Annotated in this window: 24 protein-coding genes and 1 riboswitch; of the genes, 10 read left to right on the top strand and 14 right to left on the bottom strand. The window is 52.3% G+C overall.

Going from position 1 to position 24,871, the window contains the following annotated elements; all coding sequences use genetic code 11:
- Window positions 1-59: 59 nt before the first annotated feature.
- The 3 genes from D3P09_RS25430 to D3P09_RS25420 all read right to left on the bottom strand — a co-directional run bounded on the left by D3P09_RS25430 (window position 60) and on the right by D3P09_RS25420 (window position 3,454).
- Window positions 60-2,429 (bottom strand): S-layer homology domain-containing protein, encoded by a 2,370-nt coding sequence (locus D3P09_RS25430; RefSeq protein WP_165867581.1) that lies wholly within the window; start codon window positions 2,427-2,429, stop codon window positions 60-62.
- A gap of 165 nt (window positions 2,430-2,594) precedes the next feature.
- On the bottom strand, window positions 2,595-2,909 hold the full coding sequence (gene trxA / locus D3P09_RS25425) for a thioredoxin (protein ID WP_120114248.1): 315 nt from the start codon (window positions 2,907-2,909) through the stop codon (window positions 2,595-2,597).
- A 128-nt stretch (window positions 2,910-3,037) separates the two neighbouring features.
- A complete protein-coding gene (locus tag D3P09_RS25420) occupies window positions 3,038-3,454 on the bottom strand; it encodes an RrF2 family transcriptional regulator (protein ID WP_120114247.1) in 417 nt (138 codons plus the stop codon).
- A 256-nt stretch (window positions 3,455-3,710) separates the two neighbouring features.
- Between D3P09_RS25420 and D3P09_RS25415 the strand changes: the two genes are divergently transcribed.
- Both D3P09_RS25415 and D3P09_RS25410 read left to right on the top strand, forming a co-directional pair.
- Entirely contained in the window at window positions 3,711-3,920 is a 210-nt protein-coding gene (locus D3P09_RS25415) for a hypothetical protein (RefSeq protein ID WP_120114246.1), read from the top strand.
- Window positions 3,921-4,100: 180 nt separating this feature from the next.
- Window positions 4,101-7,181, top strand: a complete 3,081-nt coding sequence (locus D3P09_RS25410) for an FAD-dependent oxidoreductase (protein ID WP_243644496.1) — start codon at window positions 4,101-4,103, stop codon at window positions 7,179-7,181.
- Window positions 7,182-7,259: 78 nt separating this feature from the next.
- Here the strand turns inward: D3P09_RS25410 and hisC are convergent, their stop codons facing one another.
- The 5 genes from hisC to D3P09_RS25385 all read right to left on the bottom strand — a co-directional run bounded on the left by hisC (window position 7,260) and on the right by D3P09_RS25385 (window position 11,713).
- Window positions 7,260-8,333: a histidinol-phosphate transaminase gene (gene hisC / locus D3P09_RS25405; protein WP_120114245.1), complete on the bottom strand. Its 1,074-nt coding sequence runs from the start codon at window positions 8,331-8,333 to the stop codon at window positions 7,260-7,262.
- The gene (locus D3P09_RS25400; protein ID WP_243644494.1) at window positions 8,330-8,794 is read right to left on the bottom strand and encodes a VanZ family protein; all 465 of its coding nucleotides are present in this window, start codon (window positions 8,792-8,794) and stop codon (window positions 8,330-8,332) included. Before D3P09_RS25400 ends, hisC begins: the two co-directional genes overlap by 4 nt.
- Window positions 8,795-8,816: 22 nt before the next feature.
- Window positions 8,817-9,332 (bottom strand): GNAT family N-acetyltransferase, encoded by a 516-nt coding sequence (locus D3P09_RS25395; RefSeq protein ID WP_120114244.1) that lies wholly within the window; start codon window positions 9,330-9,332, stop codon window positions 8,817-8,819.
- Entirely contained in the window at window positions 9,329-9,958 is a 630-nt protein-coding gene (gene mobA, locus D3P09_RS25390) for a molybdenum cofactor guanylyltransferase (protein ID WP_120114243.1), read from the bottom strand. Before mobA ends, D3P09_RS25395 begins: the two co-directional genes overlap by 4 nt.
- Before the next feature lie 81 nt (window positions 9,959-10,039).
- Window positions 10,040-11,713 carry a glutamine--tRNA ligase/YqeY domain fusion protein gene (locus tag D3P09_RS25385; RefSeq protein WP_207892554.1) on the bottom strand — a complete coding sequence of 558 codons (1,674 nt, stop codon included), beginning with the start codon at window positions 11,711-11,713 and terminating at the stop codon, window positions 10,040-10,042.
- A 225-nt stretch (window positions 11,714-11,938) separates the two neighbouring features.
- Window positions 11,939-12,089, top strand: a riboswitch (cyclic di-AMP (ydaO/yuaA leader).
- Window positions 12,090-12,094: 5 nt separating this feature from the next.
- Here D3P09_RS25385 and D3P09_RS25380 point away from each other — a divergent pair.
- Entirely contained in the window at window positions 12,095-12,586 is a 492-nt protein-coding gene (locus D3P09_RS25380; protein WP_120114242.1) for a C40 family peptidase, read from the top strand.
- A 22-nt stretch (window positions 12,587-12,608) separates the two neighbouring features.
- Here D3P09_RS25380 and D3P09_RS25375 read toward each other — a convergent pair whose 3' ends face one another.
- Complete coding sequence (locus tag D3P09_RS25375) at window positions 12,609-13,856, bottom strand: MFS transporter (protein WP_120114241.1); 1,248 nt, start codon at window positions 13,854-13,856, stop codon at window positions 12,609-12,611.
- A gap of 107 nt (window positions 13,857-13,963) precedes the next feature.
- Here D3P09_RS25375 and D3P09_RS25370 point away from each other — a divergent pair, with 107 nt between their 5' ends.
- A complete protein-coding gene (locus tag D3P09_RS25370; protein ID WP_120114240.1) occupies window positions 13,964-14,452 on the top strand; it encodes a GNAT family N-acetyltransferase in 489 nt (162 codons plus the stop codon).
- A 102-nt stretch (window positions 14,453-14,554) separates the two neighbouring features.
- Here the strand turns inward: D3P09_RS25370 and D3P09_RS25365 are convergent, their stop codons facing one another.
- Window positions 14,555-14,848, bottom strand: coding sequence for a hypothetical protein (locus D3P09_RS25365; RefSeq protein ID WP_120114239.1), 294 nt, complete (start codon window positions 14,846-14,848; stop codon window positions 14,555-14,557).
- A gap of 440 nt (window positions 14,849-15,288) precedes the next feature.
- Here D3P09_RS25365 and motA point away from each other — a divergent pair, with 440 nt between their 5' ends.
- Window positions 15,289-16,095 (top strand): flagellar motor stator protein MotA, encoded by an 807-nt coding sequence (gene motA, locus D3P09_RS25360; protein ID WP_120114238.1) that lies wholly within the window; start codon window positions 15,289-15,291, stop codon window positions 16,093-16,095.
- Window positions 16,073-16,900 carry a flagellar motor protein MotB gene (locus D3P09_RS25355; protein WP_120114237.1) on the top strand — a complete coding sequence of 276 codons (828 nt, stop codon included), beginning with the start codon at window positions 16,073-16,075 and terminating at the stop codon, window positions 16,898-16,900. Before motA ends, D3P09_RS25355 begins: the two co-directional genes overlap by 23 nt.
- A 77-nt stretch (window positions 16,901-16,977) precedes the next feature.
- Here the strand turns inward: D3P09_RS25355 and rluF are convergent, their stop codons facing one another.
- Genes rluF through D3P09_RS25340 form a run of 3 tightly spaced genes read right to left on the bottom strand, consistent with a single transcriptional unit; the run spans window position 16,978 to window position 20,245 of the window.
- Complete coding sequence (gene rluF, locus D3P09_RS25350) at window positions 16,978-17,679, bottom strand: 23S rRNA pseudouridine(2604) synthase RluF (protein WP_120114236.1); 702 nt, start codon at window positions 17,677-17,679, stop codon at window positions 16,978-16,980.
- A gap of 35 nt (window positions 17,680-17,714) precedes the next feature.
- Entirely contained in the window at window positions 17,715-18,395 is a 681-nt protein-coding gene (locus tag D3P09_RS25345; protein ID WP_120114235.1) for an SDR family oxidoreductase, read from the bottom strand.
- A gap of 8 nt (window positions 18,396-18,403) precedes the next feature.
- Entirely contained in the window at window positions 18,404-20,245 is a 1,842-nt protein-coding gene (locus D3P09_RS25340; RefSeq protein ID WP_120114234.1) for a PAS domain S-box protein, read from the bottom strand.
- A 226-nt stretch (window positions 20,246-20,471) separates the two neighbouring features.
- On the opposite strand from D3P09_RS25340, the gene tadA reads away from it, so the two are divergent.
- Complete coding sequence (gene tadA, locus D3P09_RS25335; RefSeq protein ID WP_120114233.1) at window positions 20,472-20,936, top strand: tRNA adenosine(34) deaminase TadA; 465 nt, start codon at window positions 20,472-20,474, stop codon at window positions 20,934-20,936.
- A gap of 3 nt (window positions 20,937-20,939) precedes the next feature.
- Here tadA and D3P09_RS25330 read toward each other — a convergent pair whose 3' ends face one another.
- On the bottom strand, window positions 20,940-21,122 hold the full coding sequence (locus tag D3P09_RS25330) for an aspartyl-phosphate phosphatase Spo0E family protein (protein WP_243644492.1): 183 nt from the start codon (window positions 21,120-21,122) through the stop codon (window positions 20,940-20,942).
- A gap of 285 nt (window positions 21,123-21,407) precedes the next feature.
- Here D3P09_RS25330 and D3P09_RS25325 point away from each other — a divergent pair, with 285 nt between their 5' ends.
- From D3P09_RS25325 to cuyB, 3 genes are read left to right on the top strand one after another with little or no spacing between them, the layout of a single operon-like run.
- A complete protein-coding gene (locus tag D3P09_RS25325) occupies window positions 21,408-22,592 on the top strand; it encodes a carboxylate--amine ligase (RefSeq protein WP_120114231.1) in 1,185 nt (394 codons plus the stop codon).
- Between the two features lie 23 nt (window positions 22,593-22,615).
- Complete coding sequence (locus D3P09_RS25320) at window positions 22,616-24,115, top strand: UDP-N-acetylmuramoyl-L-alanyl-D-glutamate--2,6-diaminopimelate ligase (protein WP_120114230.1); 1,500 nt, start codon at window positions 22,616-22,618, stop codon at window positions 24,113-24,115.
- Between the two features lie 2 nt (window positions 24,116-24,117).
- The gene (gene cuyB, locus D3P09_RS25315) at window positions 24,118-24,834 is read left to right on the top strand and encodes a cysteate racemase (RefSeq protein ID WP_120114229.1); all 717 of its coding nucleotides are present in this window, start codon (window positions 24,118-24,120) and stop codon (window positions 24,832-24,834) included.
- Window positions 24,835-24,871: the final 37 nt, after the last annotated feature.

The following is a 24,871-nucleotide window of genomic DNA, read 5'->3' as shown; positions in this document are numbered from 1 at the left end:
CACCTGGTCAAAAGAGGCGATCCGCAGATGCGAATCGCCTTCTCTTTTGGGTATGATCCTTACATCCGAAGCGGCGCTTCCTGCAATTCGGCCCGCTTCTGCAGATAGCGGAAGAATGCGATGGAAGCCTCAGCTCTTGTCACCTGCTTCTTGGGCAGGAACTTGCCGTCCGTCAAGCTCATGATGCGGAGGCCGACTACGATTGCAGCTTGGCCTGTATTCTGTATATCCTTGCCGTCTTTGAAGTTCGCTTTGAAGATATGGTCATTGTTCGCCAGCGAATTGTAGCCCAGCGCCCTGACGATAAGCTCTGCCATCTCGTCACGGGATACCTTGGCATTCGGATTGAACGAGCCGTCTCCGACATCAATCAGATTTTGCTGCAATGCGCTTTCCACATACGCGAAGTAAGCGGAGCCTGCCTGGACATCCTTGAAGGATGCTGTGCTGGCTAATGAGAACGCGTCAAAGCCGTATTGGCGCCCTCCGCTTCTCGCCAGCACCAGCATCTTAATCAGCTCGCCGCGGGTGATCGCTTCATTCGGACGCACTTTGCCATCGACTAGGTCCAAAGCCTTATAGGCAACCATTAGACCCAGCGACTCCTCCGCCCAATGGCCCTCCGCATCCCTCGCCTTCGGAATTTCGAGCCCGGCAGGATCGCCTGTCTCGCTGCTGCGCCACTCCCCGGTAACCGCATCAAGCAAGACGTTCTCGGGACGAGGCTTTGGCGTCAATTGATAGACCAGCTCCACTTTTGATTGCTGCGAAATCTCCTCAGAGCTAGCTATGCCAGCCGCAAGCAGGGTCTGATACTTCTCTACCGGAATAGGCTGGCCGTTCAGGCTGTATTCCGAGAACAGCCGGTAGGTCAGCTTCATATTGTAATAATCCATGAAACGGTCTAACACAAGCTTGTGATCCACCGTTTCGGGCGCCTGCTCCGGATATTTATAATCAGACACGTAGGCGCTGAAATTTTCCACCGAGCCCGTCACAGCGTTAATTCCGACCGAGATATGATCGAAAATGACCGTTGCTCCATGAATCTTGCGCACAAATGTAATATAGTAGGAACCTATTTCTTCCGGCTTACGGTCCTTGTACTGGTCTTCGGCTGGTTTCTGGAGATAGATCTCATGCGTCTGCCACGGCAGCAGCTGCTTGACCGCGCCGATAGCGCGTTCAACCGCTTGACCAAGCGTAATGCCGCCCTCCGCCGCTTCGCCGCGCTTGCCGTTCTTATACGTATAGAATTCGGTTATTGCTCCCGTGCGGCCATCTACGCTTGCGTAGGCGAAGCCGCTTTCCTTGCCGTCTTTCATGGCAGCCCATTCCAGGCTCCATCTGGCGCCCGTCTTATCCGCCTCATCCGTATATTCATTAAAGCTGGCATTCTGCAGCTTGTATTCCTCCGGCAGCGCAAATGCCTTCACGACGGCCTCTTCCGCATCGGTTTGCGTCAGCGAGCCGGGCACAGGCGGCTTCGCGAGCGGTTCAGCCGATAATGGCTCCTTCGACGCTTCTTGGCGATTGCGCATCACATATCCGTTGCCAGGCAGCTGCTCCCCGGTCTCCGCATGAATCACAACCGGCTGTACGTCATAGTAAAGGGCAGGTTCTTTCTTCTGGCCCGATTGCGGGATAAAGTAGAACAGCTCCGGCACAGCATGCTTGCGTATGCTCGCGGCCGCCTCCCCCTCTGTAATCGGCTTGACCGAAGCAGGGAATACGATCGTATCATCCCAATCCAGCCTGAACCGAAGCACATGTCCCTCGCTGTCGATGGATAGCTGAATAGAATTGTCGAGATATGGAATCCCGTTCACAATCCGGTCATAACGCAGCTCATGACGAACCTCTCCCGACAATGGAGGCAGCAGACTATCCCCTTCCTCAGAATTGAACTTTACTTGGGAGACATAGTCTTTTGCGACTTCACTGATGAAATTAGCAGCCAGCTTCTGCGCGGCATCGCGGTTCACCTTTAGCGGGTAGACAGGCTTGGCACCCGTCTGATCATTATAGGATTCGAAGCTGAGCAATTGTCCGCTGTTCGCATCCAGGGATGCATAGATTGTGCCAAGGCGCTTTCCATTCACGGTCTTAATGAAGTCCATGCTCCACACGGGCACTGAGCCCCTTTGCTTTTTCACCGTTGTGCTGCTCGAGCTCTGAACCTTGTAGTCGCTCGGAATGTTTATGTATTGTCTAAGAAGCTTTTCTGCCTGAGCCTTGTTGATGGACCCTTTTGCCGCCGCGCCGTCCTTGCTCTCTGAATCGCTTGAAGCCGTATTGCCAGAAGCTGAATGTTCAGCTTCGGCTTTGGCGGCCGCATTATTCGCGGATGCGTAAGGCACGCCGCATAGACCTGCCAGCATGGCAACCGCAACGCTTAATGCCACCGCTTTCCTGATTCGTAAGCTCACTCTCGTTCCTCCTGACTTAATTGTAAATTTATTCATATTTATAACGAGATTGTCTGACATACGGTTGCAGATTTTAAATAAAATAAAAAACGCCGCCGTCCCGGCAGCTTTCGCTGCAAGTACGGCGGCGTTCCATCCGCCCTTCATATAAGGACGGCTAAGTTCTTACATTTGGTTGGAGATTTTGTTTTTCAGAGCGTCTTTGCTTTGCAGACCGACCATTTTGTCGACTGGCTGGCCGTCTTTGAACAGAATCAAAGTCGGAATGCTCATTACGCCGAACTGGGAAGCCAGCTCAGGCTCTTCGTCCACGTTGATTTTTGCGATTGTTGCTTGGCCTGCAAGCTCGCCCGCAAGCTCCTCAACGATTGGAAGCTGCATTTTGCAAGGTCCGCACCATGGAGCCCAGAAGTCTACCAAGGATACGCCGCTCTCTACGCTTTGTGTAAAGTTATCTTTTGTCAATGCTACTGCTGCCATTGTCAATCATCCTCTCTAAAGACATGTTTATGATAAAGGGAAGTCCCGTCTCACCAAAGATAAGCTGTGTCGAATAGGCATCTCGGACATGCTTCGTAATCAATAGACGACTTTTTGAACAACCTCTGTTAGCAGGCATGAATTTGCTTCAGGACATCGCTGATCGTAATGCCTCTGAAATGCTCCTCCAGTTGTTGCTCCGCCTGGCAAAAGATGCCGAACATGACCTGATTCATATTGGAGCCCACGACGCATTCCATCTCTGGACTGCCGGAGCACCAGCTCGGTATAAGCGAGCCTTGAGCCATGACGCGATAGATGTCTGCGAGCGTAACGGATTCCGGATCAAGCGTCAGTCGGTAGCCTCCGCCGGAGCCTTCCCGAGTTTCGACAAAGCCGCCTTTGCGCAATGCGCTCATCACCTTGCGGACACGGGCGGAATGCGTACGCACGTTATCGGAGATCATGTCGCTGCTTGCCATCTTCTCTGGCAAATAAGCCAAGTAGACGAGACTGTGTACGGCAATTGTAAATTCACTGTTCACGGTAAGCGGGCCTCCCTGCGTTATACTGTAATAATATCCGTTACAGTTGATGTTGTCAAGCGCAATCCGGCCCGCTTCCCCATTAGATTGCCCATAGTCTGCGAACACATATTCACCGGGATTCGCACACCGTACGAATGGCCGCCTTCTTTATAATTTTAACCAACGCAGTCATGAGCGAATCATGGCCCTGAATATATATGAAAGGAGTCTCCAAACAAGCGCGGCGAGCGGCGCGGAAGAGGAGGTGAATACGATGGGTTTGTTCGGCAACCGCTGGGTTGCGGTGCGCACGGAAACAGGATCAAGGACAGATGTGATCGATCGGCTTCAGGCACTGTTCAAGAGCCATGGCATCAAGTCCAAAATCACCTTTGAAGGAAGTACGCTGAAACGGATTCATGTGCCGAAGAAAGAGATCGAACGGGCAAGGGAGCTGATAGAGGCTTTCGACAAGGAGCAATAGCAGGTCAAGAAGCAAGACGGCGGCGCCCATGAGGCAGCCGCTTTTTTAATGCAAAGCCGCGGATGGACTTCGCCCCTGCCTTCCAATATTTGCAGCCTCTCAATCTTGCATCTTCCTATATGATAATGATACCATTTAATCGATTTGGCCCCTAATACCGGCAAGAGGAAAGGTAGGATCATGACCAATCAATCGAATTTGAAAAAAGAGCATATCCCCGAGTTGCAACTGGTGAGAGCCATTGCAATTATCGGCGTGCTGTCCGTGCATGCGAGCGCCGCAGCAACCGTCTATATGAAGGAGTCGGCTTATTTCTTCTTCTATAACTTCGTGAATATATTCATGAAATACGGAACGCCGACCTTTATTTTGTTAAGCAGCTTCGTTCTCTTCTACAGCTATTACAACCGTCCGCTGGACGGCAAGCTGATCGCAAGCTTCTATAAGAAGCGCCTGCTTTACATTATTATTCCTTACATATTATTTTCAGCCATTTATTTTATTTATATTAAATGGGCCAACAATCTGCCTCTATGGAATATGGAGGCGATGAATGAGTTTCTGGATAAGCTGGTGAACGGCCGAGTATATTCGCACTTATATTTCGTCTATATCAGCATTCAGTTCTATCTGCTGTTCCCGATCGTCCTATGGGCGGCTAAGCGCTGGCCGCGCATCGTATATGGATTTGTGCCGGCAGGCTTCATTTTGCAATGGATCTTTGTCTATTTCAATTTCTACGACTGGCAGCTGGACAACAAAGGCAGCCTTGCGCCGTCGTATTTCTCATTCTTCTTCGCAGGTGCCTTTATGGGCGTCTTTTTCCCGAGAATCAAGAGCTGGCTAGCCATGACCAAGGAAAACGTGTCGATCAGCCGCGTGCTATTCTGGGTAGTGCTCATCGGCGCTTGGCTCGGAGTATCGCTGTACCATGTGCATGTCTATTTCAATGCGCGAGCATACGGGACCCGTTATCATGGAATGCTCTATGAGTTTCTGTGGAACTTCCATTCCTTCTTCGCCGCGCTTGTCGTAATCGGGCTCGCCTTCTTCATCTACCGGCATATGCCGAGATGGATCTCGAAAGTTCTATACAGAATGGGGCAGCTGTCGTTCGGCATCTATCTCATCCACCTGTTGTTCCTGATGCTGTACGACCGCTATATGCCAAGCTTCGGCTCGGCATGGATGGAGCATCTCAGCTACTTCGGCAGCTGGGTAGTGATGCTGGCAGCATCGTGGTTCACAGTAGCGATCGTATCGCGTTTTGTGCCGTTCTCGTGGGTGCTGTTCGGCAATGTGCCGCGCAAAGGGCTTCAGCTGCCGGATGATGCGCCGGCTGCTTCCAGGAAGAAAACGATTGTTGGCATCACTTCCGTCGTGCTCGTCCTGGGTGTCATCGCTGCGGCCGGCTATACCTGGCTGCGCTCCAATGATACGGTCAACACCAACAATAGACAGGAGCTTGCCGAGGTGCATTATATCGAGGAGCTGCAAGACAGCTATGATGTTATCGTAGCCGGCACGGATCCCGAGGGCATCGCAGCTGCTGTCTCCGCAGCCAGGAATGGGCTGAACGTCCTTCTCGTTGACGGCAAGAACCGTGAAATATTGGGCGGTCTGATGACAGTCGGCGGGCTGAATACGCTCGATCTGAACTACTCGCCGAAGAAGTCTTCCGTTCCAGGCAAGCATAATTTCCTGAACAAAGGCATCTTCCAGGAATGGTATGACAAAGTAGAAGGCACTTCCTTCGACGTGAATACGGCTGCCAATGCATTCAACAGCATGGTAGCAGCCGAAGACAATATTGACTTGCTGATGAAGACACAATCTATGGAGCCTATTGTAGAGGCGGGAACTGACGGCAATCGGGTCGTGAAGGGACTGCGGATTGTGAAGGCAGACGGGACAAGCCTGGATATCTCCGCGCCTGCCGTCATCGACGCTACGCAAGACGGCGATCTTGCAGCGGCAGCCGGCGTTCCGTTCACGCAGGGCCGCTCAGATATCGGCGATCCGGAAGCCCAGATGGCCGTTACGCTTGTTTTTGCCCTGAAAGGCGTTACGCAAGAGGTGTGGGACTCCTTCGGCAAGATCCCGAATACAGGCATTGATGCAATGAGCGCATGGGGCTTCCATGACGCTGCGAACTATGTGTCCAGCGATCCTGAGCGGGTCAAGCTGCGCGGGCTGAATGTAGGCCGGCAGAACGACGATACGATCCTGATCAATGCCATGCATCTGTTCGGAATCGACCCGCTCGATCCGGCTAGCCTGCAATCGGCGATGGAGCTTGGGCGCTCCGAGGCGCCGCGTATCGTGCAATATTTGAAGGATACCTACTCCGAGTTCAAAAACCTGGAGCTTGCCTATACCTTCGATGAGCTGTACGTGCGGGAGACGAGACATATTCAAGGCGAATACCGCCTGACCATGGCTGACCTGATGGCGAACCGCGATCATTGGGATGCCGTAGCCTATGGCTCTTATGATGTCGATATTCAAGCAACCAGCAACACGGATACAGGCTTTGTCCTTTATTCGCCATTGCAGTATGGCGTTCCATTCCGCACCTTGGTGCCGCAGAAGGTCGACGGACTGCTTGTGGTTGGACGCGCAGCCAGCTTCGATTCGCTGCCGCATGGCAGCGCGCGTGTCATCCCGCTTGGCATGGCGACCGCTGAAGCTGCGGGGGTGGCAGCCAAGATGGCAGCCGAGAACAACATCACCTTCCGCGAGCTGTCTAAGTCGACCGAGCTGATTGCGCAGCTGCGCGACAGATTGACCAAGCAAGGCATGGAGCTGAACATGAATGCTTTCGAGACGCCTTATTATGTGAAGCATAAAGCGTACAAAGGCCTGGTGGCAGCTGTCAGCATGCTTCTGACCAGCGGCAATCATGACAACATGGCCTACGACTTGGACGGCAAGTCCAACATGCAGCGCATTGTATACAGCATGAATCGCGTGAAGAAGCAGCATGCCGATTACTTCCACGGCGATCCTTCAGCAGCGATTGCCGGTGTCGATCAGCCGGCCGAGCAGAAGCTGACGCTTGATCAAGCTATCAAAACCATTGCCCATGCGATGGATAATGAGAAAGCGGAGTCTCTGACGCTGGACGAATTTTTAAATAGCGGATGGCTAAAGCAGGAGACGATAAACGGGATCACCGACCAAACGGCGTTGACGAACGGAGAATTCTTCATGGTGCTTCGCGATGTCATTGAATATTATGCAGGTGTTGTATACGAATAACTAAAACAATGCAAAAAGGGTGCCGCTTGGCCAGATGACTGGCTGCTGCGGCACCCTTTTTGCCTTTTCATGCTGCTATTAAGACAACTCTCTTACACTTTCCTCCAGCGCGGCCAAGAACGCATCCATTTCCTCGTCGGTTCCAATACTCACACGGAGGTATTGGTCAATACGCGGGGAAGCAAAATAACGAACCAATACCCCTTTCTCGCGAAGGCGAAGGAACAACTCTTTGGCTGCAATGGCCGGATGCGAGATAAAGAGGAAGTTGGCTTTGGAATCGGTCAGCTTGAAGCCCATCTCAGCTACGCGTCCGGCTACGCGCTCGCGCGTCTCCATGACCTTGCCGGTCGTCTCGCGGAAGTAAGCCTCATCTTGAAGGGAGGCAACTGCGCCATAGAGAGCGAGCCGGTCCAGCGTATAGGAGTTGAATGAATTTTTGATCCGGTCCAGGCCCTCAATCAGCTCTTCGGAGCCGAAGGCCATGCCTACGCGCAAGCCTGCTAGCGATCTGGATTTTGAGAGCGTCTGGATCACGAGCAGGTTCGGATAGCGCGGAATAAGCTTCACTGCAGATTCCCCGCCGAAATCGATGTAAGCCTCGTCTATAATAACGACGCGGTCCGGATTCCTCTCCAGCAGCGACTCCAGATCGGACAGCGGCAGCAGCTTCGCCGTAGGCGCATTCGGATTCGGCAGAATTATGCCGGTATGCTCCGCATTGCCTGCGAATTGCTCCAGCGGAATCGCGAAGTCTTCTTCTACAGGAATCAGCTTAGGCTGCAAGCCGTACATTTTGGCATAAACCTTGTAGAAGCTGTATGTAATATCAGGGAATAAGACCGGTTTTGCAGGGTCGAAGAAGGCGGCAAAGGCGAAGGCCAGCACTTCATCGGAGCCGTTGCCGACGAATACCTGCTTCTCCTGCAGGCCATAATAGCGGGCAGCTTCCTTGATCAATATATCGCACGTCGGGTCAGGGTAAAGCCTGAGATCGCTGTCCGCTGCTGCTTTGATCGCTTCTGTCGCCTTGGGGGAAGGCGGGTACGGATTCTCATTCGTATTCAGCTTAATATACGATTTGTCCTTCGGCTGCTCGCCAGGCACATAGGGCTCCAGCGATCCGGCCAGCGGACTCCAATATTTGCTCATCGCTTCTCTCTCCTCATGAATGGCCGGGTCAGCAGCAAACCAATCCAGGCGCCGGCCGTGTTCAATATAATATCGTCAATATCAAAGCTGCCTACCCGCAGCAGCATCTGCGCCGTCTCAATAATGCCAATTAGAATAACGGTAACCGCAATCAGCATCAAGCTGCTCCGGAAGCGCGTATTCAAGAGCGGCAGAAACATGCCGATCGGGATAAACAGGACCAAATTGCCGAACAGGTTCTTGAACCAGGTATCGAAGTTAAAATGATCGCGGTGTACCACATAACGCTGGATCGTATCGAATGGAACGAAATTGTACGCATATCCGTCCATCATGTAACGGTCGCGCAAAAACAACAAGTTCAGCATAATCAAGGCATAGAGAGCTGCAAGCAGCGTCACAGCCACATTAAAGCCGGTATGCTTGCTGAAAGCCTTTCGATAGAGCCTGACGTCGATCACCCCTTCCGATTGCTATCAGCTTTTACTCCGCATCGATTCTCCGGCCCATAATAACAAGATCCCTCTCGATGCCGTCGAGTGTCGCTACCCGCGGCAGGAGCCCGTATTGAAGGAAGCCGAATTTGCGCAGCAGCCGAAGACTCGGTTCATTGTGGCCGAAGACGAATCCAAGCAGCGTGGTCAGGCCAAGCCTCGGGCATTCTGCGATCGCTCGCTCCACGAGGAAGGAGCCTAATCCCTTCGCCCGCTGTTCCTCCGCAATATAGATGCTAATCTCAGCGGTAGCCTGATAGGCAGGCCGCCCATAGAAGGCTTGAAAGCTCATCCAGGCGCCAATGCTTCCATCCTCCATCCGCACCACCCAGATCGGGTGCTTCCCGGACGAATGCGCGTCGAACCATGCCTGGCGGCTCCCTGCCGATACCGGCTCCAAATCTGCCGTAACCGTACGGCTTGCGACCGTGGAATTATATATCGCTACAATCTGCTCCAGATCCTCTGGCCTTGCATCCTGAATGTCATAAGTAGGTGTGCTCATGATCCATCTCTCCGCATTCTATTCAAATAATTTCGGTACTCTTCCTGCGTATTCAGATTGAACAGCTCCGCCGACGCTTCTAAACCATCGATCTCTAGCGGCAAGACGGTAGTATTTAGCCCGCCAAGAAAGCTCATCACCCGCAAACTCCTCTGCTCCAGCGCCTCTCCCAGCAATCTGACCACGCGAGTATGATAGAGCGCATGGAACGGCAGTCCCTGCGCATAGATCACATCAGAGCCGCTTGAGCTCGCCTCAAGCAGCCTAAGGAGCAATGACGAAGAAATATCCGGCATGTCGCAGGCCGTCACCAAGACATAACCTTCTTCCTTTATGACGCAAAGTCCTGCATGCAACCCCGATAATGGGCCCTCGCCTGGATAACGGTCTTCTGCAAAAAGGATGGTTGCCTCCGGCAGCGGGTTCTGCAGAACAGCGCGATAGCGCTCTGCCCGGTCCCCCGTGCCTGTCGCGATCGTCACGCATTCCGATACCTCCGACAATTGTCGGACCAACCGGGCCAGCAGCGGCTCTCCTTCTATGAGCAGCAGCGCCTTGTCCTGCCCCATCCGGCTGCTTCTGCCGCCTGCCAGCACTATGCTGTTGCGAAGAAGCTTATCCGCCATCTCCTAAAACCCCCTCTTAACGAACAACAGCCTGCCAAGCGGAAAGCTTGACAGGCTGCCCGCCTTACCGAACCTTAACCTTTAGGCTTTGGCAGGATCAAATGAGCTCTTGAGCGATACGATACGGTTGAAAATCAGCTTCTCCGAAGTCGAATCCTTCGGATCGACATTGAAGTAGCCATGGCGGAAGAATTGGAACTTGTCGCCGCCAGCCGCCTCCCTCATGTTCGGCTCTACAAAGCCTTGCTCCACTTGAAGGGAGTTCGGATTGATCCGCTCCAGGAACGAAGTATCCTCTTCCTTGGACTCATCCAGAATAAGCGGTTCGAACAGACGGAAGTCTGCAGGGATCGCTTGCGAGGCTTCCACCCAGTGAATCGTCCCCTTCACCTTGCGTGCATTGAAGCCGCTGCCGCTCTTCGTCGCCGGATCATACGTGCAATGCAGCTCTACGACCTCTCCGTTCTCGTCCTTAATGACATCCTGGCACGTAATGAAATACGCATGCTTCAGGCGCACTTCGTTGCCAGGGAACAGGCGGAAGTACTTGCTTGGCGGATTCTCCATAAAGTCGTCGCGCTCGATATAGATTTCACGCGAGAACGGGATTTGGCGAACGCCCATCTCTTCATTCTCCGCATTATTCTCTGCATCCAGAAGCTCCGTCTGTCCTTCCGGGTAGTTCGTAATCACGACCTTCAGCGGGCGAAGCACCGCCATTGTGCGAAGCGCCTTCAGCTTCAGATCCTCACGGATAAAGTGCTCCAGGTTCCGCTCATCAACCACGCTGTTGCTTTTCGCAATGCCGATCTCGCGGCAGAACGTGCGAATCGCCTCCGGCGTAAAGCCCTTGCGGCGCATGCCGCTGATTGTCGGCATCCGCGGATCGTCCCAGCCGTCGACAATGCCTTCGTCCACGAGCTGCTTCAAGTAGCGCTTGCTCATCACCGTATTCGTAACGTTCAGACGAGCGAATTCGTACTGGCGCGGCTGCGACTCCATCTCGCATTCTGCGATCGCCCAATCGTAAAGCGGTCTGTGATCCTCGAACTCAAGCGTACAGATCGAATGAGAGATGCCCTCGATCGCGTCGCTAAGCGGATGCGCATAATCGTACATCGGGTAAATATGCCAAGCGTCGCCCGTGCGATGGTGATGAGCATGCGAGATGCGGTACAGCACCGGATCACGCATAGTAATATTCGGGGAAGCCATGTCGATTTTGGCGCGCAATACGCGTTCGCCTTCCTTAAATTCGCCTGCGCGCATGCGCGCGAACAAATCCAGGTTTTCCTCCACGCTGCGGTTGCGGTACGGGCTGTCCTTGCCCGGCTCCGTAAGCGATCCTCTCAGCTCGCGGGTCTGCTCCGCTGTCAGGTCGCATACATACGCTTTGCCTTTCTTAATTAGAAGAACCGCCCGATTGTATAATTCTTCAAAATAATCCGATGCAAATCTGAGCTCATCCCAATGAAATCCGAGCCATTGTACGTCTTCTTTAATCGCATCTACATATTCCGTGTCTTCCTTAGCCGGATTCGTGTCGTCGAACCGCAGGTTCGTCTTGCCCTTGAACTCGTCGGCGAGCTCGAAATTCAGGCAGATCGACTTGGCATGTCCGATATGCAAATATCCGTTCGGCTCAGGCGGGAAGCGAGTAATAACTTCCTGCACGCGGCCGCTCTTCAAATCTTCTACAACGATATTTTTAATAAAGTTCGAGGATGATGTCTTATTATCCACAGCGCTCTCCATCGCGACCAACCTTTCCCGTTAAATAGTTTTCTATTTATAATACACAAATTCCATTGAAAATACACTCAGGATTAGGTGTCATAGCTTGGCTGAAATGATGTTTATCTCTATATTTTTGTCTATGCGAAATAAGCGAACGTGTAAATCTCGATCTGTATTATTAAAATCTACTCATTTTCAACACGAATCTACACTTTCCATTTATTATATTGCTTAGAGTTGTTTAAACAAATATTGCCTAATTCCCGCTAGGGAAACGGGGGAACCACTTTGGGTGAATTGATCTTGACGCACGGCACGCCGGGCGCCTGAGGGATCATAGGGAACCTTCAACCGAACCCCACAGCTAACCTCGTCGGCACCGGAAGGAGCTTCACCAAGTTGAAGAAGAAAGTTAGCATCATCTTGGCGGGCCTTGTACTCATGCTCGCTTTCCAGGCTGGAAGCGCATTCGCCAGCGCATCCAAGATGGACGGCTTCATTGATGAATTGATCGGAACACGTTATTCCTACGGCGGAACGACAACTAAGGGATTTGATTGCTCTGGATTTACGAGCTACGTGTTCAACAAGATGGGAATCGACCTGCCTCGCAGATCTTCCGATCAAGCCGGCGCCGGCACGAAAGTAGCGAAAGCCGACCTTCAACCAGGCGACTTGGTGTTCTTCGACACTAGCGGTAAAAACAACGGCGGAATCTCCCATGTAGGCATCTACGTTGGAGACGGTAACTTCGCTCACGCTTCCACAAGCAAAGGCGTTATTATCGAGAAGCTGGATTCTTCCTACTACAAGCCGCGCTATGTAACGGCTGCACGCGTAATGGACGAATCGCAATTCGAGAAATTCGTTGTTGCTGCAGAGAAGAAATAATGTAGAACAAAGAGGTTGCCCCTTATGTGGGGGCAACCTCTTTTTCGTTCTTATGATTGGCCTGCTTGCGTCCTGCAAGCATTAGCATTAACAATACGACAAGCAATGCAACCACCAAAGCCGAGAGGTAATAAAGCGTCGGTCCCGTCGAGAAGCGATCCATTAACCATCCTGTTACCCGGGGAAATACGGCTCCGCCTACTCCGCCAAGGGCAACCAGCAGGCTGGTTGTGCGCTCTGTCATGCCTGGCAGCAAGCCATTCGCATAGACGAGCGCAATGCCGAACACGCCAGAGAAGCATAGTCCGCTAAGCGCAATCAGGATCATCAGCAGACTTTGCTGCTGGAAGACAACCATGCCAAGGAATACAATTGCCGCTGCCGCAGTTGTAATGAACAAATAACGGGCGTAGCCTATCCGGTCCGCAATAATGCCCGCGAACAGCCGCCCCAGCACCATCGTTCCCCAGAATAAGCTAAGAGCTGCTGTTGCTGTAGAATCCGACATGCCTGTTCGCGCTATAAGAATGGATGGCAAATAATTCGAGAAGCTCATCTCCATGCCTACATAAATCATAAAAAACGCCGCACTCAACGCCAGAAAAGGAATCGACTTGGGCGCATACCCAAGCCAGCCTGCAGATTTCTTATGGCTCGGTATCGCCGCTTCCGGCTCCCGATCATCCTCATGCTCAAGAGCAGGCCGCTGCGGCGGGCTTAGGCTGTTGTCCAGGCTGCCGAAGGACATCGTAAGCCACAGCACAAAGGTAATGCCCGCCAATGCGGAGAGGATCGGAAAGGACAGCTGCCATACATGCTGCTGAATAAGAAATGCGGCCGTAAGCGGAATGAACAGCGCCCCAATGCCGAAGAAAGTCTCCAGCCTGCTCATGGCCGAAGCCTTTCCTTTCATATGATCAATAATCGTCGCTCCTACAATCGCCTCCGTCATGCCGAAGCCGATCCCGGCGATCGGAGCAAAGGCGAGCATCCAGCCCCAGGGCAGCAGCAAGCTGTATGCCGCCTCGGCTAACGTGAGCAGCGCCATGGCGATCAGCACCGCTCCCCGCTTCCCGACTTTGCTCGTCAGAGCCGGCGCAAGCAGTACACCGAACAGAAATCCGATGAATTGATTCATAATCCATTGCCCGCCGTCTTTATAGGTAATGCCGTAATAAGCTATCAATTGCTCCAGCAGTGCTCCGCCGACCACATGCGCAATGCCAATAACCAAATACGAGAGACAGCCCATCCACAGCAGCTTCTTCATCCTAACCGACTCCCTGTTCTTACGCCCGATCGACGCCATCTGCTATAATCAAGTTTATGATATACGATAACCACAACACCTTCTATTATAAACCAAACGAGCCGTTAATGACCATTCACGCCATGTCGGAATCACATGCATGCTCGATCTGCGAATGGCGGTACGAGCCTCCCTTGGACATATACAACTGGCCTTCATGGACCAACATGAAGAAGGACGGAATCGAATTCGGCGATCCTGTCCTTCGCGCCTCCCAGTATGCAGTTGTGCTGGACGAGCAACATTCGTTAGTCGGCTACGCGCAGTATTTTCCGATGGGCCATGTAACCCGGCTAGGCCTTGGGCTGCATCCTGATCGGATGGGCCATGGATTAGGCAGCCGCTTCGTTCAACTGATTGCCCGCGAAGCGGTCCGCCGTTCGCCGGGCAACGAGATCGACCTGGAGGTTGCCAGTTGGAATAAGCGCGCCGTCCGCGCTTACGAGCGTGCCGGCTTCCATATTGAGGACACATATCTTCGCCCCTCTCCGGCAGGAGAGGTTGAGTGCCATTGCATGGTATTCGATGCATCACGCTTGTCCTGCGGCAACGATTAAATCCAGATTAACGGCCATGGCGCGCTCCACAATGCCAATTGCTTGTCGCAATGTCCTCCATTGTATGGGAGCGTCCGGCCTGGTATGGGTCAAAACGATAAGCTAAATAAGCCTAATGATTTGGATTACATTGTCGCCTTGCGATACTTCTATGACATGGTGCTTGCTGTTATACGTAATCGCTCCGCCGCCGATCTCAATGACGGGATCTTCTCCGAGGCCAAAAAACACATCATCAGCAAGCGCCTCCATGACCTCTTGGCGTTCCTCCGAGGCTAGCGCCGCCCATTCCTCCGGCTCCATCTCAAAGAATGAATAGCTGTTCTCGATTTCCCCTACGGCAACGGTCAATTCCTTCAATATATCCGCATATTCGCGTGCGTGACGAACTCCCATCTGACATACAGCTCCTTAAATTTAGTGAACACTTTTGTTTACTATAATCTCAGAATACCCTTTTGACGATATAAATAGAAGTAGACAAGCGTAAACGGCTGTAGTCATTTCTAATGACGTAAGCTCGTTTCGCGTAGAAATCCAGGAAGCTCTATAAGGGACACAGTCCTTAGAAGCCTGGATTTAAAGCGTAAACGGCTGAGCCATTTCTATTGGCGAAAGCTCGTTTCGTGTAGAAATTCAAGCAGCTTTATGAGAAGAACCTATCTCATTAGCTTGAATTTAAAGCGTAAACGGCTGAGCCATTTCTATTGGCGAGAGCTCGTTTCGCATAGAAATTCAAGCAGCTTTCCTACAATTGTTGAATATGAGACGGGCATACGCTGCGCGCTTATGTCTTCTTATACCATAAACTATTGATAACATGGACGGGGTGTATGATGAAGAACTCAACTATTATTGGTATCGTGGTAGGTCTAATCGCTGTACTTGGCGGGATGGTGCTGAAAGGCGCAAGTCTGACATCATTAGCTAATCCCGCAGCCTTTATGATCATCATTCTCGGTACGTGCGCCTCGGTATTGATTGCATTCCCGATGGCAGAGCTGAAGAAGATCGGCGCATTGTTCAAAATTGTATTCTCTGAGCAAAAGCTGACATCGCGCGAGGAGCTCATCAGCAAATTCATGGAGTGGGCATCCATTACACGCCGCGAGGGCTTGCTGGCACTTGAAGCCCGTGTCGAAGAGATCGAGGATTCCTTCCTTCGTAACGGCATGCGCATGATCATTGACGGCAACGACCAGGACCTTGTCCGCGACGTGCTGTTGGAAGATATCGCTGCAACCGAAGAACGCCATAAAGCCGGCGCCTTGATCTTCACCCAGGCCGGCACATATGCTCCTACACTCGGTGTACTAGGGGCCGTCGTTGGTCTGGTAGCCGCATTGTCCGACATGAGCGAGATGGAGAAGCTGGCACATGCCATTGCCGGCGCATTCATCGCGACGCTGCTCGGTATCTTTACAGGTTATGTATTATGGCATCCGATTGCCAATAAGCTAAAACGGATTTCCAAGCAGGAGATTCAAATTCGTCTCATGATGCTGGAAGGTTTGCTGTCCATCCAGTCGGGCGTATCCACTATCGCTATTAATCAGAAGCTGTCTGTCTTCCTGACGCCGACAGAGCGCAAGAAGCTGAGAGAGAAGGAGGAAGGGGACGTTGAGCAAAAAGCGCAAGCATGAGGAACATGAAGAGCACGTAGACGAATCCTGGCTTATTCCTTACGCCGACCTTCTGACCCTTCTGCTCGCTTTGTTCATCGTTCTATACTCCATGAACTCTGTGGACGTAAAGAAGTTCGAGGAAATGTCCCGGGCCTTCAGCGTTGCGCTGAGTACGGGAAGCGGCGTGCTGGACATGCCTTCTGTTGTAGAGAAGGGCACCGATCCGGATAAGAAGGACCTGGATGCAGACAATAAGGAAAATGAAAGCAATAATGAGGATGTCGGCAAGCTCTCCGAATCCGAGCTTCAGGAACTGATCAAGCGCGAGGAAGCGGAGCTTGAAGATTTGAAAAAGAAAATCGATGATTATATTGATAAAAAAGGTCTGACCAGCGATCTGGAGACTCAGCTCAATATGTCCCAGCTGCTCATTACGATTAGCGACAATGCGTTGTTCGCGCCTGGGAAAACGACAGTCAAGCCGGAAGCGAAGGAGCTGGCAACCGCAATCGCCACGATGCTTCAGCAATATCCGCAGTATGATATCGTAGTGGCCGGCCATACGGACGACACGCCGGTCAATCGCGCGGAGTTCCGCTCCAACTGGGATTTGAGCTCCATGCGCGCCGTTCGCTTCATGGACATTATGCTGGAGAATAAGGACCTGGATCCGAAACGATTCAGCGCGGTTGGCTTCGGCGAGTATCATCCGGTAGCGGAGAATACAACGCCTGATAACAAAGCCAAAAACCGCCGCGTAGAAGTATCCATTATCCACACTTACGTGAATGCTTCCAATACGCAGCAGTTGAAAGCCAAGTAGCGCGGGCTCTAGCGTTCCGCATCCATAGAAAAAGCCGCAGGGCCTTAGCCCCGCGGCTTTTCTTATTCAGCCCTATGTTATTGCGGCTTGTATTGGAGCGTATCGAACAGCTCTCTGCGCTCTCCCTCCGTCAAATCCCGCCACTTGCCGACGGGCAGCTCGTCCAATCGAATGTTCATGACGCGAATCCGCTTCAGGCGGCGGACATGGAAGCCGAACGCTTCGCACATTCGGCGAATTTGGCGATTGCGGCCTTCCGTCAGAATAATACGGAACGTCCGCTCCGCTACTCGCGTTATTTTGCACGGAAGCGTCATGCTTCCCAATATTTTTACCCCTTGGGACATCCCCTTCACAAAGGCATCCGTAATCGGCTTGTCTACCGTTACGATATATTCCTTCTCATGCTTCCCTTCAGAACGCAAAATAGGGTTAACGACATCGCCGTCATTCGTCAGAAGAATCAACCCTTCCGAATCCTTGTCCAGTCGGCCAATGGGGAAGATCCGCTCCGCATGCCCTACGAAATCCACGATGTTGCCTTTAATATGCCGCTCAGTTGTACTTGTGATGCCAACCGGCTTGTGAAGAGCAATGTACACATGCCGCTTATGCGCGCCAATGCGCTTGCCGTTCACCCGTACATCATCGCCCTGCTCAGCCTGGCTGCCAAGCTCCGCTTTGACGCCGTTAATGGTTACTTTCCCGCTCTCGACAAGCTTATCGGCCTCTCGCCGCGAGCAATATCCGGTCTCGCTTATAAATTTGTTGATCCTCAACTGTGAATCACCCCGCTGTAGCGTATCCTACACGATCACGATTGTTCGCGCAACTGTTCTGCCTTCTCAGCAATGACATGAGAAGGAATAATAATGTCATCCTTGCTTCCGTACATAGCCGTGCTCAGCATTCCCTCTGCAATCTCCTTTGCCGTGATCGGTCTATATTTGCTCTTCGGCCCTCCGAATACAAAAGGAATCCGGGCATACAGCTTCGCTGCAGCCGACTCTCCCCACCGATGCTCTTGTCTGTCTCCAAGGATCAGAGAGGGCCTAAAAATATGAAGTCTGCGCAATTGCAGCTGCTGCAGCTCCTTCTCCACTCTTCCTTTCACCTGGCTATAGAAGAATAGGGACGATTCATCCGATCCCATAGCCGTTACGATCAGCAGCCGCGCCGCTTCGTGCCGCTTCGCCAATCGCCCAAGCGCCATCGGATAGCTGTAGTCCACACGCTCGAACTGCTCCTTGGAGCCCGCTTTCTTCCTCGTCGTGCCCAGCGTGCAATACACATCGCTGTTCTCGAACAGCTGGCCCGGCAGCTCCTCCAGAGCGTCATAATCGACGACTAGCTGCTCCAGGCGCTCGTGCACCGTCTCCAGCTTACGGCGAACCAGCACGATAATCCGGCTATAATCACCCCGGCTAAGCAGCAGCTTCACCAATTCTCCCCCAACCAGCCCTGTTGCGCCTGCAATGACCGCTCTTCGTTCCATTCGCTCCCTCAGCTCCCCTGGCGATTACTGTCTCCCCCCAGTATATCTTCCTTCCCTTCCCCTTTCAAAGCCGGCAGCGTCACTTTCACCGATGTGCCTACATTCACTTGGCTCTGGATGTCCAGCGTGCCTTGATGACTATTAATAATCCGCTGGCTTACCATAATGCCAAGGCCTGTCCCTGTCTCTTTGCCTGTAAAGAAGGGGTCGCCGATCTTCGAGATCATCTCCTCCGGAATGCCGACGCCTTCATCTGTTATGGAGATGGCGATGCTTCCGCTTTTCTTCTGAATCGAGATATGAATAGGGCCGCCATTAGGCATCGCTTCAATCGCATTTTTCAATAAGTTAATGAATACCTGCTTTAACTGATTCTCTTCACAGGAGATCAGACAAGCATCCTCGGTTATCACCGTGCGGAATACGATATTATGCAGATGTGCTTCGCTATCCAGGAAACGCAGTACGTCCTGAAGCACGTCTCTGACGTCCTTCGTTACGAATTTGGTGGCCTGCGGCTTAGCCAGGATCAGAAATTCCCCTACAATCAAATTAATTCGGTCCAGCTCCGACAGCATTAAGGTAACATGGGATAAGTTCAGGGACTTGCTCTGGAGCTGAAGCTGCAGGAAGCCTCTAAGCGTTGTGAGCGGGTTGCGAATCTCATGGGCGACGCCGGCTGCCAGCTGTCCGACTGTTGTCAGCTTCTCAGAGCGCCTGAGCAGCTCCTCCATCCGGTTGCGGCTGCGCATATCCCTGCATGTGCTGGCAAAGGCGCGAATGGTGCCGTCCGAGTCGCGAATCGGCGACACCGTAACGCTGACGGGAATGATCTCTCCTGTTCGGGTGACACGTACCGTCTCTTGAGCCGGCAGCTTCTTGCCCGCTAGAAGCAAGCCGATCATCTGGCGCTTCTCCATGCGATGCGTCTCGGGGATCGTCGGGTACCTCTTGCCCAGCACCTCGGCCTCCTCATAGCCGAATAGCTGCTCGAACGCGCGATTGACCTGAATGACCTTGCCTTCCAGGTCCATCAGATGAATCGCATCGTTCGAATGATTAATGAAGGACTCCAGGTGCTCCTTCATTCGGCGGTTTTCCTCAAAGGCTTTGCGCAGCTTGTTCATATAAATGCTCAGGTTCTGCGACATGGCGTTGATCTTGAGCGCCAGCAAGCCGAACTCGTCCTTGCGCTTAATCTGTATCGGCTTATGGAAGCGGACAGAGGATACCTCGTTCACCTTCCACAGGATGTCTTTGAGCGGACGAATCATGATGCCCACCAGCCAATATATGACAACAATCATCAGCAGCAGGAAGAGGCCGGTATACATAAGCGTATAGTCCCGCTTCATCTCCACCAATGTCGTAATGCTGGCGCGGTCATAGATGATGCTGATCACATAATTGCTCAGCTTGTCGCTCATATAATAGCTTCTTAAATATTCGTTCCCTTCGAACGTCAGATCACGCAGGGCATAACTGCCCGGCTTCGAGGCTTGCACATAATGCGGATCGTTGATAGCATCAATATACGTATAAGAACCATAGACGACACGACCGGTTTCCTTGTCGAATATCGTAGTCTCTTTTATGTAAGGGTTGATGGTATGGAGCATTTGGAACAGGAAGTCCGGCCTATGCGACGAGTCGTCGCTTTCACTGCCGCCTTCTGATTGCTCGTAGTTCAAAATGTATTGCGCGGCTTGGGCGGAGGTGTTCTCCATAGAATCGACCATCAAGCCTTTTATTCCATTGACCATCGAATATTCGCTTAATAGATGGTATAGAATGACTACAGCGAACAGCATGAGGGAAATCACAAGGGACAGCTTCGTCTTAATCGACAATGAACGACACACCCTTTTGGCGAGATGATCGATTGGACATAGATCCAAATGACTATTCACATTTCATACACACAGTCAACAGAAGTTATGCACAGCAGTGGATGAGTTGTGAGTAACTATGTGAATAATAAATAAGTTATCCACAATTATATCAACAGTATGTTAACAACGGAATATTTGTTCGTTGAATAAATCTATTCTATTCGTACAAGGAGTCTGGTTCATCATGAAGAGAGAAGAAGAAGATCGTCGTTGGATGCTTGAAGCGATCGCCGAAGCCGAGAAAGCCGAGCAGATAGGCGAAGTGCCCATTGGAGCCGTCATTGTACGCGACGGTGAAATTATAGGCCGCGGCCATAACCTGCGCGAAACCCGCCTCGATCCTACCGCACATGCCGAGCTGGTAGCGATTAGAGACGCCTGTGACCGGACTCAGGCATGGCGTCTGCTGGACTGCACGCTCTATGTCACGCTGGAGCCCTGTCCCATGTGCGCGGGAGCAATTGTGCAGTCTCGGGTGAAACGGGTCGTATACGGCACGACAGACCCGAAGGCGGGCTGCGCCGGCACGCTCATGAACCTACTACAAGAGCCCCGTTTCAATCACGAAACGGAGCTCACAAGCGGCGTCCTTCAATCGGAATGCGCTGGGCTGCTGACCCAGTTCTTCCGCCGACTCCGCGGCCGATAATGCTTATCTATGTTTGTCTCGATGTGCGGCAGTTAATTCGAACTCTGTCCGCTGGATATGTTGGAGCGCAACAATTAGCTGATCGGCTTCCTCGCTGATCGCCAGGACGGCCGGATCGGTCAAACTGCCTCGCACTTCGGCGATCTCATGAAGCTTTTGCCGAAGCGATTGCAACTGTCTAAGCAAGTGATTTTTATCCATGGTCGCTTCGAGGCACACTCCTTATCTAGTAATCATGTGGCAATAGTTCCATTATACTCCGTGAAAAACGAAGTGTTTGTAAAAACATGTCGACGGATGACTACAATTTTTAGGCATTATTCGACAAATTAAGGCTATTGGTTCCATATTATAGTACTGTAGTCCCAGCAAGGTTGCAACCCCTCCTCCGCCAGCCGGCTTCCAATTGTAATCTAGAAAGCGATACAGTAAAATGACTTCATACCACTACAGAATAGCGGGATGATGATTATGCGCGCAAAAGCGGTTATTCTTGGGTGCAACTATTATATCGGCTTAAGTGCCCTCCGCTGTTTAGGGCAATTCGGTATACATACCGTAGCTGTGGATTATTCAGAGGAACGCGCGTACGGCGCGCTGTCCAAATATACGTCGGAACGACTGATCGCACCGCATTATAAGCAGGACAAAGACGCCTTCATTGCCTTTTTGAAAGATTACGGCCGTATGCAGCAACAGCCCCCTGTTCTCATTCCTTGCCACGACTCCTATGTGGAAGTGATAGATGAGCATCTGGAGGAGCTGAGGGAGCTCTATCTCATTCCCCAGACCGAGCCAGGGCTGTACACGAAAGCGATGAACAAGGAGACGCTGCATCGCATGGCGCAGCAGCACGGGGTGAATGTCCCTGAGACGTTAAGTCCGCTGGAAGACGACTTCCTGGAGCGAGTCGAATCCGAGCTGGGCTATCCCTGCATCGTCAAGCCGACGGACTCGCCTTCATTCGTCGCCTTATTCCGCCGCAAGATCTTCAAGGTCAATAATCGGATGGAGCTGCAAGAAGCGCTGTCCAAGGTGCAGGAGGCCGGGCTTGAGGTCATTGTGCAGCGGATTATTCCCGGATTCGATGACCATATGTATACGTTCGACGCTTATCTGAATCAGGATTCCAAAGTAACTCACTGGGTCACTTGCCAGAAGTACCGGCAGTTTCCTATTAACTTCGGCGCATCGGTCTATACCGGTCAAAAATATGTGCCTGAGCTTCGCCGGATCGGCGGGGATTTCCTGGAGAGAATCGGCTGGAAGGGCTTTGCGGAAATCGAATTCAAGAAGGATGCTCGCACGGGCGCCTTCTATTTAATCGAAGTGAATGTGCGAATGACCAATCTGAACGAGCTGCTGCGGCAAGTCGGCATCAACTTCCCATATGTTACGTACCAGGAACTGACCGGCACCCCCGTAGAACCGTATGCGGTTACGAAGGATATGAACCGGGTGTTCTGGTATGGCTACGAGGATATGCTCGCTATTCGCGATTATATACGAACCAAACAACTGACCATCCTGCAAGTGCTTCGGTCGTTGCTAAGGCCGAAAGCTTATGCGATCTGGTCCTGGCGCGATCCAAAGCCGGGTCTGGCCTTCGCGTCGATGACTCTCAGCAAGATGTGGGGCAAATTACGAAGAAGATAGTTTATAAGAATGGGGCGGATAGCATGCTGCTGGCTTCCTTAGTAGAAGAACTGGATCATACCATCCTGCAAGGCGACTTGCATATCGATATTACCGGCATTGCGTTTGACTCCCGAGAAGTGACGCAGGGCAGCCTGTTCGTGGCCGTAACAGGGTTCACGCATGACGGGCATCACTATATTCAAAAAGCCATTGAGCTTGGCGCGGCCGCCGTGCTCGTAGAGAAGGATACCGCCCTTGAAGGCCCGATTGCCGTAGTGAAGACAGCGGACACCCGCCAAGCGCTGGCGCTGGTCGCCGCCCGCTTCTACGGCCATCCCTCGGAGAAGCTGAACCTGATCGGCATTACCGGGACCAATGGCAAGACGTCCACTACTTATTTCATTAAGTCGATCCTGGAGCAAACCGGGCATATGACAGGGGTCATCGGCACGATTGGCGCGATGGCGGGCAATCAGCCGCTGAAGACCAAATCCACGACGCCGACAACGCCGGAATCACTGCATCTCCAGCAAATGTTCGCAGACATGGCGGAGCTCGGCGTACAGGATTGCGTCATGGAGGTATCCTCCCATGCGCTAAGCCTGTACCGTGCCGCAGCCACAAGGTTCAAGATCGGCGTTTTCACGAATCTGACGCCTGATCACCTGGAGCTGCATCGGACGATGGACGAATATTTCGAAGCCAAATCGATGCTCTTCGATCTGACGACTGACTATAACATTATTAATCTGGATGATGAATTCGGGCGCAAGCTTGCGAACAAGGTAGCAAGATATGATGCCAAGCTCGTGACTTACGGCATCACGGATGAAGCGACGATCTATGCGACCAATATTCAGTACAGTCCCGACTCGACAACCTATGTCGCCCATACGCCTGCTGGACGCGTCGACATCCGCGTCAATCTGCCGGGCCTTATCTACGTGTATAACAGCTTGGCTGCGGTCGCCTGCGCCTTCTGCAGCGGCATCAGCCTGGAGCTGGCTGCAGCAGGCATCCGCGCCGTAGAGAGCATCAAAGGCCGGCTGGAGGTCGTCTATCAAGACGAAGAGCGGAAGATTATCGTAGACTTCGCCCATACGGAGGACAGTCTGGAGAAGGCGTTGTCTACGCTCCGCCCGTTCACCAAAGGAAGGCTGATCCTCGTATTCGGCGTTTACGCCGCCCCGGGCCATCTTGGCAGCGGCAAGCGCGAGTCGATGGGCAAGATTGCGGCACAGCATGCCGACTTCTGCGTCGTAACAACCGATAATCCGAAGGACCAGGACCCTGATGCGATTATTGCGGAGGTATCTGCCGCGGTGAGCGCCGCAGGAGGACACTATGCCGGCATCGTTGACCGCAAGGAAGCGATTCGCTATGCCATCGAGAATAGCGGGAAGGGTGACGTTATTCTGATTGCGGGCAAAGGCCACGAGACGACCCAAATTATCGGCAAGACGGAAATCCCGTTCAATGAGGCCGAGATCGTGAACGAGATCATGGCTGAACATACTAATTCAACTCCAAAGAAGGTTTGAGCATGGATCAAAAAAGCTTAGGCGTCATCGGCGGCATGGGACCGAAAGCAACGGCGGTGTTCTTCGATAAAGTGATCGAGAATACCGTCGCGCAGCGCGACCAAGAACATGTCGATATGTTGATATTGAATCACGCGACCATTCCAGACCGCACCACAGTCATTATGGAGGGCACGGAGCAACGCTTCCTCACTGAAGTCGCCCGGGATTTGAAGCTGATGGAGCATGCAGGCGTGGCGCATATCGCGATCCCTTGCAATACATCTCATTACTTCTATGACGCGATGCAGGCGATGACGTCCATACCCATCATCAATATGGTGGAAGAGACGCTTCATCTTATTCATGACCGGTATGGCTCCGGCATAAAGATCGGCGTTCTGGCCACATCTGGCACAATGAAGACCGGAGTCTACGCCAAGGCCTGCCAGAAATACGGCATGGACCTGCATATTCCTGATGAAGCAATGCAAGCCCAGACGATGAAGATTATCTATTCCAACGTCAAACGCGACTTGGACTTCTCTCCGGAGGAGCTTCAGTCGCAGATAGACGAGCTGCGGACGGAGCATGGCTGCGCTTGCGTGATTCTGGCCTGCACGGAGCTCTCTTGCATCGAGCTGGGCCCAGACTATGCCGAGGGAGTCGTCGATGCGATGCAAGTGCTTGTCGAGCGCTCCATTGTATTGTCCGGCCGTACTCCGAAATCTGCGAATTAATTCGTGACTGACCCATAGCATGGACAAATTAAAAACA

Source organism: Paenibacillus pinisoli (genome assembly GCF_003605435.1).
Taxonomy (GTDB): Bacteria; Bacillota; Bacilli; order Paenibacillales; family Paenibacillaceae; genus Pristimantibacillus; species Pristimantibacillus pinisoli.
Note: the sequence above shows the minus strand (reverse complement) of the source record. Positions and strands in the feature narration are given on the sequence as shown.

What these genes read in the sequence shown, in the direction of transcription:
- D3P09_RS25370 (WP_120114240.1), top strand. Translation starts at nt 13,964, where the DNA reads ATGACCATTCACGCCATGTCGGAATCACATGCATGCTCGATCTGCGAA.
- motA (WP_120114238.1), top strand. Translation starts at nt 15,289, where the DNA reads ATGAAGAACTCAACTATTATTGGTATCGTGGTAGGTCTAATCGCTGTA.
- D3P09_RS25375 (WP_120114241.1), bottom strand. Translation starts at nt 13,856, where the DNA reads ATGAAGAAGCTGCTGTGGATGGGCTGTCTCTCGTATTTGGTTATTGGC.
- D3P09_RS25325 (WP_120114231.1), top strand. Translation starts at nt 21,408, where the DNA reads ATGCGCGCAAAAGCGGTTATTCTTGGGTGCAACTATTATATCGGCTTA.
- D3P09_RS25395 (WP_120114244.1), bottom strand. Translation starts at nt 9,332, where the DNA reads ATGAGCACACCTACTTATGACATTCAGGATGCAAGGCCAGAGGATCTG.
- trxA (WP_120114248.1), bottom strand. Translation starts at nt 2,909, where the DNA reads ATGGCAGCAGTAGCATTGACAAAAGATAACTTTACACAAAGCGTAGAG.
- hisC (WP_120114245.1), bottom strand. Translation starts at nt 8,333, where the DNA reads ATGAGCAAATATTGGAGTCCGCTGGCCGGATCGCTGGAGCCCTATGTG.
- mobA (WP_120114243.1), bottom strand. Translation starts at nt 9,958, where the DNA reads ATGGCGGATAAGCTTCTTCGCAACAGCATAGTGCTGGCAGGCGGCAGA.
- D3P09_RS25365 (WP_120114239.1), bottom strand. Translation starts at nt 14,848, where the DNA reads ATGGGAGTTCGTCACGCACGCGAATATGCGGATATATTGAAGGAATTG.
- D3P09_RS25415 (WP_120114246.1), top strand. Translation starts at nt 3,711, where the DNA reads ATGGGTTTGTTCGGCAACCGCTGGGTTGCGGTGCGCACGGAAACAGGA.
- D3P09_RS25410 (WP_243644496.1), top strand. Translation starts at nt 4,101, where the DNA reads ATGACCAATCAATCGAATTTGAAAAAAGAGCATATCCCCGAGTTGCAA.
- tadA (WP_120114233.1), top strand. Translation starts at nt 20,472, where the DNA reads ATGAAGAGAGAAGAAGAAGATCGTCGTTGGATGCTTGAAGCGATCGCC.
- D3P09_RS25320 (WP_120114230.1), top strand. Translation starts at nt 22,616, where the DNA reads ATGCTGCTGGCTTCCTTAGTAGAAGAACTGGATCATACCATCCTGCAA.
- D3P09_RS25385 (WP_207892554.1), bottom strand. Translation starts at nt 11,713, where the DNA reads ATGGAGAGCGCTGTGGATAATAAGACATCATCCTCGAACTTTATTAAA.
- cuyB (WP_120114229.1), top strand. Translation starts at nt 24,118, where the DNA reads ATGGATCAAAAAAGCTTAGGCGTCATCGGCGGCATGGGACCGAAAGCA.
- D3P09_RS25345 (WP_120114235.1), bottom strand. Translation starts at nt 18,395, where the DNA reads ATGGAACGAAGAGCGGTCATTGCAGGCGCAACAGGGCTGGTTGGGGGA.